The sequence below is a fragment of the Couchioplanes caeruleus genome (genome assembly GCF_003751945.1).
In the GTDB taxonomy this organism is placed as follows: Bacteria; Actinomycetota; Actinomycetes; order Mycobacteriales; family Micromonosporaceae; genus Actinoplanes; species Actinoplanes caeruleus.
Genome location: NZ_RJKL01000001.1, coordinates 545,085 through 560,413 on the forward strand (window position 1 = coordinate 545,085; position 15,329 = coordinate 560,413).

Consider the following 15,329-nt stretch of genomic DNA (forward strand, 5'->3'; position numbering starts at 1 on the left):
GCTCATGCCGCGGGAACCTCCGTGTGGATGACGATGTGGCCGTCGTCGTCGACGCCGACGGGGTAGACGGTCAGGGAGGGCAACCCGGTCAGCGAGCAGCCGGTGGACAGGTCGAAGGCGTTGAGGTGCAGCGGGCAGAGCACGACCGAACCGTCGATCTGCCCGTCGGCGAGCGGGCCGCCGCGGTGCGGGCAGACGGCGGTCGTGGCACGCAGGGAACCGTCGCGCAACCGGAAGACGGCCACCATGGCGCCGTCCACAGTGTACGTACGACCCTCGCCGGGCGGGATCTCGGCTGCCGGGCCGAGCCGCGTGCTCATCGGACCGGCACCTGGGGCAGGACCACCAGCGGCAGCGAGGTCCGGAACTGCCCGGGTGTGACCGGTGCGTCCCGTTCCTTCCAGGGATCGGCATAGGCGGCCACGGATGCGGCCATCGCGGCGTCCAGGTCCGCGGCGATCCCGTCGGCGTCGTCGACGACGATCTCGCGGATGCGCTCGATCCCGATCCGGGGCACGAACGCGTACGTGCGCTCGAGCCAGTTGGCGTTCTCCCGGTAATACTGCAGGAACCGCCCGGTCAGCGTGACGACCTCGTCGGCGGTGGACACCGTCGTGAGCAGGTCGCCCTTGCGCACGTGTGCCCCGGCCGCCCCGCCCACGTAGATCTCCCAGCGGCCGCCGTCGACGGCGACGACGCCCAGGTCCTTCACGTACGCCTCGGCACAGTTGCGCGGGCAGCCGGTGACGGCGAGCTTCATCTTGCCCGGCCCCTCGATGCCCTGGTAGCGCTCCTCGAGTGCGATGCCGAGCGCGGTGGAGTCGCCGACGCCGAAGCGGCAGAAGTCCTGACCGACGCAGGTCTTCACGGTGCGGAAGCTCTTGGCGTAGGCGTACCCGGAGGGCATGTCGAGCTCGGACCAGATCTGCGGCAGCTTCTCCTTCGGCACGCCGAGCAGGTCGATGCGCTGCCCGCCGGTCAGCTTCACCATCGGCACGCTGTGCCGCTCGGCCACCTCGGCGATCCGCATGAGCTGGGCCGGCGTGGTGACGCCACCCTTCATCTGCGGCACCACGGAGAAGGTGCCGTCGCGCTGGATGTTGGCGTGCACCCGGTCGTTGATGAAGCGGGCGTCGCGCTCGTCCTCGTACTCATCACCCCACATCATCTTCAGCAGTGAGGCCAGGCCCATCTTGCTCTTGGCGTCCTCCTCGCCGCCCGGCACCAGGGTGGCGAAGACCGAGGACACCGACTTCAACCCGTGGGTGCGGATCGCCCGCATCAGCTCCGGCTTCGGCATCGGCACGCCGGGGACGTACCAGGAAGCGCGGGGATCCTCCTCGACCTCTCCCCCGGCGGCCCACTCGACGATCCGCTGGACGACGCTCTTGCAGGTGCCGCAGCCCTTGCCGGCCCGGGTGGCGTCCATGACGCCGGTGACGGTCTTGCAGCCGCCCTGCACCGTCTTCACCAGCGCGGCCTTGCTGACGCCGTTGCAGTTGCAGACCTGGGTGTCGTCGGGCATGTCCGCGGCGCTGACCTCGGCGGGCGGGCCGCCGAGGTCGAACATCAGCTCGGCGCGGTCCTCCGGCAGGGCCAGTCCGCGGTCGAACGCCTGCATGAGGAAGGCGACCTTGCGGACGTCGCCGACCAGGGTGGCGCCGATCAGGCGCCCGTCGCGGATGACGAGGCTCTTGTAGACGCCCTTGCGCGGCTCGCTGAAGACCACGGTCTCGTCGTCCTCGCGCTCGGCCTCCTGGATGCCCATCGCGGCGACGTCCACCCCGGCGACCTTCAGCTTGGTGGCGACCCGGGAGCCGTGGTACGCCGCCTCCGGGTCGCGCCCGGTGAGGTGGTCGGCGAGCACCTTCGCCTGCTCCCAGAGCGGCGCCACCAGTCCGTAGACCTCGCCGCGGTGCTGGACGCACTCGCCGACGGCGTAGATGTCGGGCTCGCCGCGCACGCGCATCTGGTCGTCGACGACGATGCCGCGGTCGACCTCGATGCCGCTCGCCTGCGCCACGGCGGCGTTGGGGCGGATGCCGGCCGCGATCACCACGACGTCGCAGGCAATCGTGCGGCCGTCTGCCAGCTTCACCCCGGTGACCGCGTGCTTGCCGAGGATCTCCGTGGTCATCGCGTCGGTGATCACCTCGATGCCGAGCTGCTCCACGCTGCGCTGCAGGGTCGCCCCGCCCTGCGCATCGAGCTGGGTGTTCATGAGGTGCCCCATGGCGTGCAGGAGCGTCACGTGGCTCACGTGGTTCTGCAGGCCGCGGGCCGCCTCCAGGCCGAGCAGGCCGCCGCCGATGACGACCGCGCGCTCGTGGTCGCGGGCGTAGCGGATCATCGCCCGGGTGTCGTCGAGCGTCCGGAAGGCGAAGACGCCCTGGTGGTATCCGCGACCGGGGCTGTGGATTCCCTTGATCGGCGGCACCCACGGGGTGCTGCCGGTGGCGATGATCAGCTTGTCGTACGGCGTCGCGGTGCCGTCCTCGGCGTACACCTGCCGAGCGCGCGGGTCGATGCGCGCGATGCGGGTGCCGGTGTGCAGGGTGATGCCGTTGTCGGCGTACCAGGACAGGTCGTTGAGGAAGATGCCCGCCTCGTCCTCCACCCCCGCGAGGACGTTCGAGAGCATGATGCGGTTGTAGTTGCCGTACGGCTCGTCGCCGAAGACCGTGACGGCGAAGTCGCCGTCACGGGCGAGGATCTCCTCGAGCGTGCGGGCGCCGGCCATGCCGTTGCCGATGACCACCAGACGCGGTTGCTGCACTTCAGCGGTTCCCTTCTTCCTCGGTTCGCGAGATCGCGACCGCGCACACCTTGAAGGCCGGCATCCGGGAATGCCGGTCGAGCGCGGGATCGGTGAGGGCGTTGACGGCGTTGTCGCCGCCCCAGTGGAACGGCGCGAAGACGGTGTCCGGGCGGATGCCGGGGTCGAGGCGTGCCCGGAAGAACGCGCGGCCGCGGCGGCTGCGCAGCTCGACCAGGTCGCTGTCGGCGATGCCGTGCCGCCGGGCCAGGTCGGGGTGCAGCTCGACGCGGGGCTCGGGCGTCGCCATGGTGAGCGCGGCGACGCGTCGGGTCTGGTTGCCGCTCTGGTACTGCTGCATCGTGCGGCCGGTCGTCAGGACGTACGGGAACTGCCGGTCCGGAAGCTCGTGCGGGTCGCGGTGCTCGACCCGCACGAACCGTGCCCGGCCGCCGGGCGTCGGGAAGTCCTCGGCGAACAGCCGCGGCGTGCCCGGATGGTCCTCGGACGGGCACGGCCAGAACACGCCCTGCTCGGCGTCGAGCCGCTCGTAGGTGATGCCGGCGTAGTCGGCGATCCCGCCGGCGCTGGCCCGGCGCAGCTCCTCGAACACCTCACGCGGCTCGGCGCTGAAGAACTCGCCGCGGCCGAGCAGCCCGGCGAGGTCGGCCATGAAGCGCAGGTCGGTGCGGACCTCCGGCGGCGGGGGCAGCGCCCGGCGCCGCCGGATGACCCGACCCTCCAGATTGGTCATCGTGCCCTCCTCCTCGGCCCACTGCGCCGTCGGCAGGACCACGTCGGCGAGCGCGGCGGTCTCGGAGAGGAAGATGTCGGAGACCACGAGCAGGTCGAGCGCGCGCAGCCGGTCGATGACGTGGGTGGCGTGCGGCGCCGAGACGGCGATGTTGCTGGCCAGCACGAGCAGCACCCGGACGCCGCCGTCGGTGCCGAGCCGGTCGAGCATCTCGTACGCGGACTTGCCTGGCATCGGCAGCTCGGCGGGGTCGATCCCCCACACCTTCGCCACGTGTTCGCGGGCGGCGGGGTCGTCGAGGCGCCGGTAGCCGGGAAGCTGATCGGCCTTCTGCCCGTGTTCGCGCCCGCCCTGCCCGTTGCCCTGGCCGGTGATCGTGCCGTAGCCCGAGTACGGGCGCCCGACCAGGCCCAGGGCGAGGGCGAGGTTGAGGTAGGCCTGCGCGGTGTCCGTACCGTTGCTGTGCTGTTCCGCACCCCGGGCGGTGAGGATCATCGCCGGGCCCTCGGTGGCGAGGAGCCGGACCGTCTCGCGCAGGTGCGCCTCCGGCACGCCGGTCATCCGCTCGACCCGGGCCGGCCAGTAGGCGTTGACCGCGGCGCGGACCGCCTCGAAGCCGCTCGTCCGGTCCCGGATGTAGTCCTCGTCGATCAGACCCTCGCGGATCGCGAGGTGCAGCAGGCCGTTGGCCAGCGCCAGGTCCGTGCCGGGCAGGGGCTGCAGATGCCGGTACGCGCCCTTCGCCGTCGCCGTCAGCCGCGGGTCCACGACGATGTGCCGGGCGCCCTCGGCCCGCCCCGCGTCGAGGTATTGCATCGAGGGCGGCATCGCGTCGGCCGGGTTGGCGCCGACCAGCAGCACCGTGCGCGCCCGGGCGACGTCCTCGAGCGGGAAGGGCAGCCCGCGGTCGATGCCGAACGCCCGGTTGGCGGCGGTGGCGGCCGACGACATGCAGAAGCGGCCGTTGTAGTCGATGGAGGCCGAGCGCAGGGCCACCCGGACGAACTTGCCGAGCGCGTACGCCTTCTCGTTGGTGAGCCCGCCGCCGCCGAACGCGCCGACGCTGTCCGGGCCGTACCGGCGCTGGCTGTCGCGGATCGCGGTGACGATCCGGTCCAGGGCCTCGTCCCAGGTCGCCGGGCGCAGCGGGCTGCGGCGGTCCGCGGGATCCTCGCGCACCAGCGGGGTCAGCAGGCGGTCCCGGTGGTCGAGCAGCTCCGCGGCGGTCCAGCCCTTGGCGCAGAGGCCGCCGCGGTTCACCGGGAAATCGGCGGGTTCCAGCTGCACCCGTGGGATCACGGGCGTCAGCCGGATGCCGCACTGCAACGCGCAGTACGGGCAATGCGTCTCGGTGGCCGTCACATGATCGATGGTGGCGGGCCGTCGTTTCGATTCACCGCGCGTGCCGATTGCCTCGAGGTTCGCAATTCCTTACAACTGTTGCGCGGTCGATGTGAGATCCGTTTGTCAGGCGGGCACGTCGTCGACCCGCAGCCGGTAGCCGCGCTTGACCACGGTCTCGATGTGCCCGCCCCCGCCGAGGGCGGTACGCAACCGCGCGATCGCGACGTCCACCGCGTGCGCGTCGGTGCCCCGGGGCAGGGCCTCGGCCAGCCGTTCCCGGGCGACGACGACGCCGGGGCGGGTCGCGAGTGCGCCGAGAATGGCCATCGCGGCCGGAGCCAGGGTCCGCAACTGTCCGCCGACGAGCACCGCGTGCCCACGGATCTCCAGCTCGTCCCCGGCCACCCGCAGCCGCGGCGCCCGGCGCGGCAGCTCGTCGGTGACGACCTTGACCAGCGCGCCGAGCCGCGACCGGTGCGGGGTGACCACCGGCACGCCTTGATCGACGAGCGAGGCGGCGGTGACGGGACCGACGCAGGCCGCCATCGTGGCGCCGCGGAACCGGTCCAGGACCTCGGCGGCGGCGTCGCCGGCGGTCTCCAGCAGGGCCTGCACGGCCGGGGCACTGGTGAACGTCACGGCGTCGAGCTGCCCCGCGGTGAGCCGGGCTACGAGGCGGTGCACCGGCGCCACGTCCGGCGGCAGCGTCCATCGGTAGACCGGGATTTCCACGACGGTGGCCCCGGCCGAGCGCAGAGCGCCGGTGAACTCGGCCTGCGGGCCGCCGTGAAGCTGCACGGCGATCCGCCGGCCGGAGACGCCCTGCGCCAGCAGCCACTGCAGGATCTCCTCCGACGACTCGGTCGCGGCGGACCAGTCCTCGGTGAGGCCGGCGGCCCGGATCGCCCCGCACGGCTTGGCGCCCCGGGCGATCATCCGGGCCCGGCCCAGCGCGGCCCGCAGGGTGTCGCCCATCCCCCAGCCCTCGGCCGCCTCCAGCCAGCCCCGGAAGCCGATGCCGGTGGTGGCGACGACGATGTCCGGGGCGAGCCCGACGCACACCTCGGTCGCGGCCTGCAAGGCCCGGTCGTCGCGCAACGGCACGATGGTGATCACGGGTGCGACGACGACGCGCGCCCCACGCCGCTCCAGCAGGGCGGCGAGCTCGTCACGCCGCCGCTCGGCGGTGACGGCCACGGTGAACCCGGCGAGCGGGCCCGCACCGTCGTTCTGCTCGGCTCTCACCCGACAGATGCTCGCCACCGGGCGTTACGGGCCGAGATCCCGCATGTTTCCCGGATGTCAACGGAGTCTTTTGATCACCTCAAGAACCCCTCTGTTCGGTGCGCGATGCCGGGTGCGGTCCGATGGCGCGAGCGGGGCCGCCGGAGTGAGACCCCACTGCGGAGCCGCTCATCGAGAAGCGCACATGGCAATGCCGGGTCGAAGCGCGTGGTCCGGGCAGTCGTGGGCCGGTCGTGGACCGCGGGCGCCTGGACCGGACGCTCCTGGACCGCCGGGAGCTGGTGCGGACGCTCCTGGACCGGACGAAGCTGGACCTGAACCGCCGGCGGTCACTCGGTCCTCACCGAGCGGCGGCGCTCCTGGCACAATCGCGGCGTGAACGGTCCAGAACTGGTCTTGGTGCTGCGCTATCGCAAGGCCGTGACGTACGGCTTCCACGTGCTGCTGGGCGCCCTGGAGCAGCACGAGACCGCCACCCGCTACGAGGTCCGGTTCGGTGACACGCCGGAGGCCACCGCCGAGCACATCCACAGTGCCCTCGCCGCGGGTGCCCGGGTGCTGGTCCTCTGGTCGTTCTACTCGCCCGACGCGGCCTCGCTCGCCGCCGAGCTCGCACAGATCCGGAGCGTGGTCGACGATCCCCGGGTCCGGCACGTGGCGGGTGGTGTGCACGCCACCGCCGAGCCGGTGCAGACGCTGGACGCGGGCTGGGACGTCGCCGCCGTCGGCGAGGGAGAGACGACGCTGCTGCGGCTCGTCGACGCCGCCGGGGATCCGGCCGGTGTCACCGGCCTGGTCTATCGCGACGCGCAGGGCGCGCTGGTCCGGACGGGCCGCCCGCAACGCCGGCCCCTCGACGACTTCCGCGGCTTCAGCCTGCGATGGGACCGGTTCAACGCGCTGGAGATCACCCGCGGCTGCGTCTTCTCGTGCCGGTTCTGCCAGACGCCGTTCATGTTCTCCGCGCGGTTCCGGCATCGTAGCGCCGGCAATGTGCGGTGGCACGTCGACCGGATGCGGGAGCGGGGGCTGCGCGACGTCCGGTTCATCACGCCGACGGCGCTGTCCTACGGCAGTCAGACGGACGAGCCGAACCTCGCGGCGGTCGAGGAGCTGCTCGCCACCTGCAAGGAGGGCATCGGGCCGGAGGGCCGGGTCTTCTTCGGGTCCTTTCCCAGCGAGATCCGGCCCGAGCATGTCAGCCGCGAGGCGCTGCGCCTGGTGAAGAGGTACTGCGCCAACAACAACATCATCGTCGGGGCGCAGTCCGGGTCCGACCGCGTTCTCGACGCCGCCAAGCGGGGGCACGGCGTCGACGACGTCAAGCGGGCGGTGTGCCTCGGGGTGGAGGAGGGTTTCCGGATCAACGTCGACATGATCTTCGGCATGCCCGGGGAGGGCGCGACGGAGGTCGCGGAGTCGCTGGCGCTCGCCGGCGAGCTGGCCGATCTCGGCGCCCGCATCCACGCCCACACCTTCATGCCGCTGCCGGGCACGCCCTGGCGTGACGCTCCGCCGGGCGACGTCGACCCCGCAACGATCAGCGAGGTGGACCGGCTCTCCCGGCGCGGCGCTCTCTATGGGCACTGGCAGAAGCAGCGCGGCCACGCGGCCCGGCTCGCCGCCGCGGCGCAGGCCTATCCGCGGCCGGGCCGCAGCCGCACGATCCTGCCGACCCTCCCGCCCGTCGAATAGCCGGAGCCGCGCGCCGCGCGGGACAGGTCTCAGGACGGATTCCGGGCCGCGAGCAGGCGGCCGACCGCGTCCGCGGCTTTGCACGCGGAGCCGGTCAGGATCATCACCGTGGCCTCGTCGCGGCGCAGCGATCCCCGGCGCAGGAACTCCCGCACGGCCGGGACGACGATCGCGCTGGTCGGCTCGGCGTAGAGGCCCCGCCCGGCCAGCTCGAAGGTCGCCGGGCCGATGTCGTGCTCGGCCACCGCCGCCATGTCGCCGCCGGAGACCCGGATCGCCTCGAGCACCTCACGGTCGCGGACGGGCCGGGCGATGGCCGTACCCTCGGCGACCGTCGGTGCCCACTCCCCCGGCGCCGTCTCGCCGGCGCCGCCGGCGAACGCGGCCACGAGCGGGGCGCAGTGGCCCGGCTGGGCGACCAGCAGGCGTGGGCGGCGGGTGATCGCGCCGGAGGACAGCAGTTCGCCGAAGCCGAGGTGCAGACCCAGCACCAGGCTGCCGGCACCGCAGGGCAGGACCACCGCGTCCGGCGCGGCGAAGCCCAGGTCCTCCCAGATTTCGTACGCCAGCAGCTTCGTACCCTGCAGGAAGAACGGATGCCAGTTGTGGCTGGCGTAGAACACCGAGGCGGACCGCCGCACGGCCGCGTCGGCGGTGTCCTGGCGGCTGCCCGGCACCAGCTCCACCGTGGCGCCGTGCACCCGGCTCTGCTGGATCTTGGCGGCGGAGGTCGCCTCGGGGGCGAGGACCGTGGCGCGGATCCCGGCGGCGGCCGCGTACGCGGCGACCGAGGAGCCTCCGTTGCCGCTGCTGTCCTCCAGCATCTCGGTGACGCCCTGCCGGCGCAGGGCGGAGACCATGACGGTGGTGCCGCGGTCCTTGAAGCTGCCCGTCGGGTTCAGCCACTCCGGCTTGACCCGCAGCACGACGCCGTCGAGGTCGAGGGGCAGCATCGGCGTCCACCCCTCGCCGAGCGTCACCGGGTGCGCGATCGGCACCGGCAGGGCGGCGGCATAGCGCCAGGCCGAGCGTACGGAGGTGTCGACGTCGGCGCGGGTGATGCCGGGCAGCGGCGCCACCATGAGCGGCGAACCGTCGTCGCCGCGCCACCGCGGCTCGTCCAGGGGGTAGCGGCGGCCGGAGCGGTCGACGAGAAACATGCCGCCATCCTCGCAGAAAAAATCTTGCCGGACCTCTTGGCACTCGCCAGGGGACAGTGCTAAAAAATTAACTGTCGCTGCAGCTCAACCGCGGTGATGACCACCTCGGAACCGGCTGAGCGACCTCGGCAGAGAAGATCAGATCGCCGAGCGCCACGCGCCCGCCGGACCGGCCGGCGGGCCGCACGAGGAGGTGGATTGTGGTGCTGACCTTTGATCCTTTCCGCGAGCTCGACCGCCTGGCGGGCCAGGTTCTCGGCGCCGCTCCGGGGTCCGGCGGGGCCGCGACCGCCGCGATGCCGATGGATCTCTACCGCTCCGGTGACCACTTCGTCCTGCACTGCGACCTGGCCGGTGTCGATCCCGGCTCGGTCCAGGTCGACGTCGACAACCGCATCCTGACCATCCGCGCCGAGCGCTCGCCGCGCACCGACTCCGACGTCCAGTGGCTGCGCCGCGAACGGGTCACCGGCACCTTCGAGCGCCGCCTGACCCTCGGCGACGGTCTCGACCTCGACCGCATCGCGGCGACCTGGCAGGACGGCGTGCTGACGCTGACCATCCCGATCGCGCAGGCCGCCAAGCCGCGCCGCATCGACATCGCCACCCCGACCGCCGCACCGGCGCTCCAGAGCGAGGGTGGCCCGGTGGTCGAGGGCAGCGCCCAGGAGAGGCCGGCCGTTTCGTCGTGACCCGGCGTCCCCGGAGCCGGGCGGTGCGCCCCTCCGGGGCATGCACGGGTGGCCTCGCCGGGCGTGGAATCCTCCACTTCCGCGCCCGGCGAGCCCCCTTCGGGCTCACCGGACCGCGGCGCCCCCCTTCGGCTCGCCGGACCGCGGGGCCCCGGAGCCCCCTTCGGCTCACCGGACCGCGGCGCCCCGGCGGCCCAGCAGCCGCCCGACACCGGTCCGCACGGAATCGCGGCCCACGCGAAGTGCCGCGCCGACCCGGTTCACCACACCGTCCCCGGTGATCAACAGCTCTCCCACGTACGCCGAGGCGCGGTCCATCACCAGCATGGCGCGCGCCAGATCCTCCTCGTCGTCGCGCAGCGCCCAGAGCCGCTCGGCCTGCTCCCAGGCGCGGGCGCGGGTCGCGGCCACGAGGACCCGCTGGCTCCAGTCGTCGAGGTCGCCGACCAGGCCGTCGATGCGGAGCTGCCAGCGGGTCGAGTAGCGCCGGCGCAGCCCCGGGATCTCCGCGTAGAAGATGTCGTTGACCAGCAGATAGTCCGGATGGACCAGCTCGTCGCGCGGCGGGCCGAGGCGTTCCCACGTGGCGGTCAGGGCCAGCGCCAGGTCGTGGTTGATGTGGGCGTTCACGCCCAGCATCGCGGCGGCGAGCTTGCTGAGCCGGTGGTCCTGGGCACGGCGGAAGAGGATCTCCCAGGCATCCGGCGTGGTCAGGTCCTCCTCGCCCCAGAGGCGTAGCGCCTCGAAGTAGCGCTTGGCGAACTCGACGTCGAGCAGCTCCAGGAAGTCGGCGTCGCGCACCGTCGAGCCCCGCAGCGCCGTCTCGACCCGGTCGGTGATCGTGAAGTAGAGAGAGTTGAAGGCGGCGACCCGGTTGGCCGCGGGCGGCGGCAGCTCATTCATGATCTGCTGCGCCCGGGTCAGCATCCGCAGCACGTCGCCGATGGTGTCCGGGCAGTCGGCGCACAGCTCGGCCATCTGCTCGGCGGCGGGCGCCCAGCCGCGACCGCCGGGCACCAGGCCCGGTTCGTCCGGTGCGATCCGCAGGCGTTCCTCACGCAACAGCTTGGCGCTGCTCTGCACGTCACCGCGGTCGAAAGCGACAGTCGTGGTCATGGTGGCCCCCCAGCCCCCGAAGCTTCCCTGTCGGTCGTCCACAGTGCTGAAGATCGCGGCGATTGACCAGCTTCCCGGCGGCTACCCGACACTAGTAGCGCTCCGGTCAGCGAGGAAGCAGATTATCTAATCGGGCCACATCGATGGCGCCGCCGGAGACTACCACGCCGATCTCGACCTGTGGGACCCGTGCGCCCACCGGGCACGGCGGCGACTCCCGTGGCGCGTCCAGGCCCGGATCTTCGTGCGGGTCACGCCTTCAGCCGCGCCTTCTGGACCTTACCCATGGCGTTGCGGGGCAGCTCCGCGACGAGGCGCACCACCCGGGGCCGCTTGTGCGCGGCCAGCCGGGCGGCGACGAACGCCGCGAGCTCGCCCGGATCGGGGCGGCCGTCGGCGACCACGAAGGCGGTCACCTGTTCGCCCAGGTCCGGGTGCGGGGTCCCGATCACCGCGGCTTCGCGCACGGCGGGATGCGCCAGCAACGCGTCCTCCACCTCGCCGGCGCCGACCCGGTATCCGCCGGTCTTGATGAGATCGGTGGAGGCCCGGCCGACGATCCGGTGCCAGCCGTCGGCCCCGATGGTGGCGACGTCGCCGGTGCGGAACCAGCCGTCGGCGGTGAGCGGGGCGGCGGCGGTGCCGTCCGGCCGCAGATACCCGTCGAAGAGCGTCGCACCGCGGACCTCGAGCTGGCCGATGGTGGCGCCGTCGGCCGTCAGCGGCTCGCCCGAGTCGCCGGCCAGGCGGGTCTCGACGCCGGCGACGGGCAGGCCGACGTGGCCCGCACGCCGCTCGCCGTCCGCGCGGGCGCTGACCGTGATGAGGGTCTCGGTCATGCCGTACCGCTCCACCGGCGCGTGCCCGGTCAGGGCGGCCAGGTCGTCGAAGACCGGCACCGGCAACGGCGCGCTGCCCGACACCAGCAACCGCGCTCCCCGCAACGCGCGCGCCTCCTGGGATGCGGCGCACACCCGCGACCAGACGGTCGGCACTCCGAAGTAGAGGCTGCCCCCGGCCTGGGCGTACGCCTGCGGGGTGGGCCGTCCGGTGTGCACGAGCCGCGATCCGGTCCGCAGCGCGCCGAGCACACCGAGCACCAGCCCGTGGACGTGGTAGAGCGGCAGCCCGTGGACGAGGGTGTCGCCGGCCGTCCACTGCCAGGCCTCGGCCAGGGCGTCCAGCCCGGCGGCGATCGCCCGGCGCGACAGCACGACGCCCTTCGGCGCTCCGGTCGTCCCGCTGGTGTAGAGCACGAGGGCCGGTGCGCCGGCGTCCGGCTCGGCGGGGACGGTCCCGCGGCCGGGCCCGGAGACGGGCACGACGGGCAGGCCGCTCTGCCCGGCGGCCTCCGGATCGTCGGAGAGCATCACGGCCGCGCCGGAGTCCCGCAGGATGTGCGCCCGTTCGACGTCGCCGGCGTCCGGCGGCACGGGAACGATCGGCACCCCGGCCAGCAGCCCGGCGGTCACGGCCACCACGGTCGGCGCCCCGGGGACCGCGTGCACCGCGGCCATGGGCACACCCCGCAGCTCGGCGGCGAGGGCGGCGGCCCGGCCGAGCAGGTCGTGTCGGGACAGTGTCGTTCCGGGTGTAGCGACGGCCCGCTCATCGTCCGCGGGGTCGTGCAGGGCTCGCAGCAGGCGCATGCCCGCGATGATCTCAGACTGCCCGGCCCTATCGTCTTGTCATGACGCGCATCCTGTTGATCTCGGGTGACACACGGGAGGGCTCCCTGCACACCGCCGCGCTGCGGACCGCCGTGCGGTACGCGCCCGCGAGCATCGCCGTCAGCCTCTACGACGGCCTGCGCACCCTGCCTGCGTTCGTCCCCGGGGAGCCGGTCCCGCCGGCCGCCGTGGCCCTGCTGCGCCACCGTGCCGGAGCGGCGGACGCCGTGCTGGTCAGCACCCCGGAATACGCCGGTTCGCTGCCGGGCAGCCTCAAGAACCTGTTCGACTGGCTCGTCGACAGCGGTGAGCTTCAGGGCAAGCCGGCGGCCTGGCTCTCGCTGTGCCCACCGACGCAGGACCAGGCGGCCCTGGCGACGCTGGAGACGGTGCTGGCGCACGCCCGGGCCCGGTTGCTGAAGCCGGCGTGCATCCGGCTCCCGCTCGGCCCGCGGGCCGTCGACGGCGGTGTGGTCACCGACCCTCGCATGCAGACGGTGCTGCAGGACATGCTCCGCGCCCTGGAGCGGGTCATCGCGCTGCCCGAGCCGCGGCAGGCTCCGTCGTGGCAGGTGCACTCGAGCCTTTTCCCGGTCGTTCCGCGCCGGAACAGGTCCGGCTTCGACCCCGGGAGAATAGACACCTGACCTGGCCGTTCGGCTATGAACCAGCTCACCCCGCCCGACCGGTGATGACGCAGCGCGCACCCCCGTCATCGACCGTTGACGATCACTTATTGATCCTATCGAGCCCGATCTCCGTACGACCACGTCTGCACCGGCAGTGCAGAGTCACTCTCAGCGAATCTGCACGGCGACTGCCCGCATCGAGCGGTTTGCTTCCCGCCGAGAGCCGCTGTTACCTTCGCCCCGCTTCCGGCGCCGGAAAAACTCAGGAAATTCCGAGCAGCGCAGCAATTTTTTCACTCACTTCGCATTCGTGCGTGAATTTTTGCTGCCCGGCGTCCGGAGAAGGGGGAGGAAATGTCGAACACCAAACGTCGCGACCTGCTCAAGTTCGCCGGCGCCGCCACCGTGGCCGCCGGCACTGGAGCACTCATCGTGCAGGTCACCACCGCCGGAGGCTCGCAGGCCGCCGTCGATGCGCCGGCCGCCGCCGAGCGTCCGAATCAGATCACCGAGACCTACCGCGGCCGCCGGATCGAGATCGGTCCCGCGTCGCCGGCGCAGAAGCAGGCCCAGGCCCACCACCTGACCGCCACCGGTGGCGCGGCCGACCTCGGGATCCGCATCGACGGCGTCCCGCTGCACGTGATGCAGAACGCCGACGGCACCTACACCAGCGTGTCGAACCACTACGAGAGCTTCAAGTCCCTGCGCGAGGTCGCCCGCGCCGCCGTCGACGAGCTCGACGGTGCCCGCCTGCTGCCGCTGCAGCACGGCTGACCCCTCCTACTCGAAAGGCGACTGCACCCCACATGGGCGTACGCAAGGACCAGCGCAACCTGTCCGCCACGGAGAAGAAGGCGTTCGTCGACGCCGTGCTGCAGCTCAAGCGCAGCGGCCGGTACGACGCCTTCGTCCGTACCCACAACCAGTTCATCGTCAGCGACTCCGACAACGGCAACCGCGTCGGGCACCGTTCGCCGTCGTTCCTTCCGTGGCACCGGCAGTTCCTGCTCGACTTCGAGCGGGCGCTGCAGGCCATCGATCCGGCCGTGAACCTGCCGTACTGGAACTGGACCGTCGACCGCACCGCCACCTCGTCGATCTGGGCCGCGGACTTCATGGGCGGCAACGGCCGCAGCTCGGACGGCCAGGTCACCACCGGCCCGTTCGCGTTCAACACCGGCAACTGGACGATCAACGTCCGCAGTGACAGCCGCAACTACCTGCGCCGGGCGCTGGGCGCCGGCGGGCGCTCCCTGCCGACCGCCACCCAGCTTCAGACGGTGCTCGCCCAGACGGTGTACGACGTCGCGCCGTGGAACAGCACCTCCGCCACCGGCTTCCGCAACCAGCTCGAGGGCTGGCGCGGACCGGGCATGCACAACAGCGTGCACGTCTGGGTGGGCGGCGACATGCAGACCGGCACGTCCCCCAACGACCCGGTGTTCTGGCTGCACCACTGCCACATCGACAAGCTGTGGTCGGACTGGCAGAGGGCGCACCCGACCTCCGGTTACCTGCCGACCGGAAACACCACCAACGTCGTGGACCTGAACGACACCATGACCCCCTGGGGCACCGTGCGGCCGGCCGACATGCTGACCCACACCGCCTGGTACACCTACGAGTGACCTGGCCGGGATGACCCGGTGGCACCGGCCCGGGCGACGCCAGTTGCCCGGGCCGGGATCCCCACCTTGATCAACCCTGCCGTGATCGCAGCCATCGGCAGCCGGGCACCCGACCTGAGACTTCCGGCCGCATATCCTCACTGAGCTGGGGTAAAGGGTGGCCATGAGCGACACACGGATGCGGCTGGACGGGCCCGCCGAGGCGTCCACCGGGACCCTCGTCCAGCAGATGACCGAGCAGGTGTCCGCCCTCGTGCGCGAGGAGCTGGCGCTCGCGCGTACGGAGACGGTGGAGAAGGGCAAACGGGCCGGGACCGGCGCCGGACTGCTCGGCGGGGCCGGCGTCCTCGCTCTGTACGGTGTCTCCACCCTGCTGCTGACCATCGGCGCCCTGCTGGCGCTGGCCTGGCCGGCCTGGCTGGCCGCCCTCACGGTCATGGCCGTGGTGTTCACGGGGGCGGCCGTCGCCGCCCTGGTCGGCAAGAAGCAGGTCGAGCAGGCGGTGCCGCCCGCGCCGACCGCCGCCGTGGCCAGCACCAAGCGTGACGTGGACACCGTCGCGGCGGCCGTACGGGACGGCCGCCGGGGCTGAGCCTGCGCCACCCGGGGGCACACCGACGGCGGACACCGCGAGTGTC

13 protein-coding genes are annotated in these 15,329 nt (G+C 72.5%); 6 read left to right on the plus strand and 7 right to left on the minus strand.

The features are described 5' to 3' along the window. Positions 1–2 precede the first annotated feature (2 nt). The 4 genes from EDD30_RS02695 to EDD30_RS02710 all read right to left on the minus strand — a co-directional run bounded on the left by EDD30_RS02695 (position 3) and on the right by EDD30_RS02710 (position 6,098). Positions 3–320 (minus strand): Rieske (2Fe-2S) protein, encoded by a 318-nt coding sequence (locus EDD30_RS02695; protein WP_071802947.1) that lies wholly within the window; start codon positions 318–320, stop codon positions 3–5. Beyond that, entirely contained in the window at positions 317–2,776 is a 2,460-nt protein-coding gene (gene nirB, locus EDD30_RS02700) for a nitrite reductase large subunit NirB (protein WP_244945083.1), read from the minus strand. The genes EDD30_RS02695 and nirB overlap by 4 nt, the downstream gene beginning before the upstream one ends. A 1-nt stretch (position 2,777) precedes the next feature. After that, complete coding sequence (locus EDD30_RS02705) at positions 2,778–4,871, minus strand: molybdopterin oxidoreductase family protein (RefSeq protein WP_071802948.1); 2,094 nt, start codon at positions 4,869–4,871, stop codon at positions 2,778–2,780. 105 nt (positions 4,872–4,976) lie between these two features. Next, positions 4,977–6,098, minus strand: coding sequence for a uroporphyrinogen-III synthase (locus tag EDD30_RS02710; RefSeq protein WP_071802949.1), 1,122 nt, complete (start codon positions 6,096–6,098; stop codon positions 4,977–4,979). A 375-nt stretch (positions 6,099–6,473) separates the two neighbouring features. On the opposite strand from EDD30_RS02710, the gene EDD30_RS02715 reads away from it, so the two are divergent. After that, on the plus strand, positions 6,474–7,793 hold the full coding sequence (locus tag EDD30_RS02715; protein ID WP_071802950.1) for a TIGR04013 family B12-binding domain/radical SAM domain-containing protein: 1,320 nt from the start codon (positions 6,474–6,476) through the stop codon (positions 7,791–7,793). A gap of 29 nt (positions 7,794–7,822) precedes the next feature. Here EDD30_RS02715 and EDD30_RS02720 read toward each other — a convergent pair whose 3' ends face one another. Further along, positions 7,823–8,953, minus strand: a complete 1,131-nt coding sequence (locus EDD30_RS02720) for a pyridoxal-phosphate dependent enzyme (protein WP_071802951.1) — start codon at positions 8,951–8,953, stop codon at positions 7,823–7,825. A 200-nt stretch (positions 8,954–9,153) separates the two neighbouring features. Between EDD30_RS02720 and EDD30_RS02725 the strand changes: the two genes are divergently transcribed. Then, positions 9,154–9,645, plus strand: a complete 492-nt coding sequence (locus EDD30_RS02725) for an Hsp20/alpha crystallin family protein (RefSeq protein ID WP_071802952.1) — start codon at positions 9,154–9,156, stop codon at positions 9,643–9,645. Between the two features lie 168 nt (positions 9,646–9,813). Here the strand turns inward: EDD30_RS02725 and EDD30_RS02730 are convergent, their stop codons facing one another. Together EDD30_RS02730 and EDD30_RS02735 are read right to left on the minus strand one after the other, a co-directional pair. After that, entirely contained in the window at positions 9,814–10,761 is a 948-nt protein-coding gene (locus EDD30_RS02730) for a DUF5995 family protein (RefSeq protein ID WP_071802953.1), read from the minus strand. Between the two features lie 251 nt (positions 10,762–11,012). Continuing rightward, the gene (locus tag EDD30_RS02735) at positions 11,013–12,410 is read right to left on the minus strand and encodes an acyl-CoA synthetase (protein WP_071802954.1); all 1,398 of its coding nucleotides are present in this window, start codon (positions 12,408–12,410) and stop codon (positions 11,013–11,015) included. 41 nt (positions 12,411–12,451) lie between these two features. Between EDD30_RS02735 and EDD30_RS02740 the strand changes: the two genes are divergently transcribed. The 4 genes from EDD30_RS02740 to EDD30_RS02755 all read left to right on the plus strand — a co-directional run bounded on the left by EDD30_RS02740 (position 12,452) and on the right by EDD30_RS02755 (position 15,283). Further along, positions 12,452–13,078 carry an NADPH-dependent FMN reductase gene (locus tag EDD30_RS02740; protein ID WP_071802955.1) on the plus strand — a complete coding sequence of 209 codons (627 nt, stop codon included), beginning with the start codon at positions 12,452–12,454 and terminating at the stop codon, positions 13,076–13,078. Between the two features lie 336 nt (positions 13,079–13,414). Beyond that, positions 13,415–13,837 carry a tyrosinase family oxidase copper chaperone gene (locus EDD30_RS02745; RefSeq protein WP_071802956.1) on the plus strand — a complete coding sequence of 141 codons (423 nt, stop codon included), beginning with the start codon at positions 13,415–13,417 and terminating at the stop codon, positions 13,835–13,837. Between the two features lie 32 nt (positions 13,838–13,869). Then, a complete protein-coding gene (melC2, locus tag EDD30_RS02750) occupies positions 13,870–14,691 on the plus strand; it encodes a tyrosinase MelC2 (protein WP_071802957.1) in 822 nt (273 codons plus the stop codon). A gap of 163 nt (positions 14,692–14,854) precedes the next feature. Then, positions 14,855–15,283: a phage holin family protein gene (locus EDD30_RS02755; RefSeq protein ID WP_071802958.1), complete on the plus strand. Its 429-nt coding sequence runs from the start codon at positions 14,855–14,857 to the stop codon at positions 15,281–15,283. The last annotated feature ends 46 nt before the right edge of the window (positions 15,284–15,329 follow it).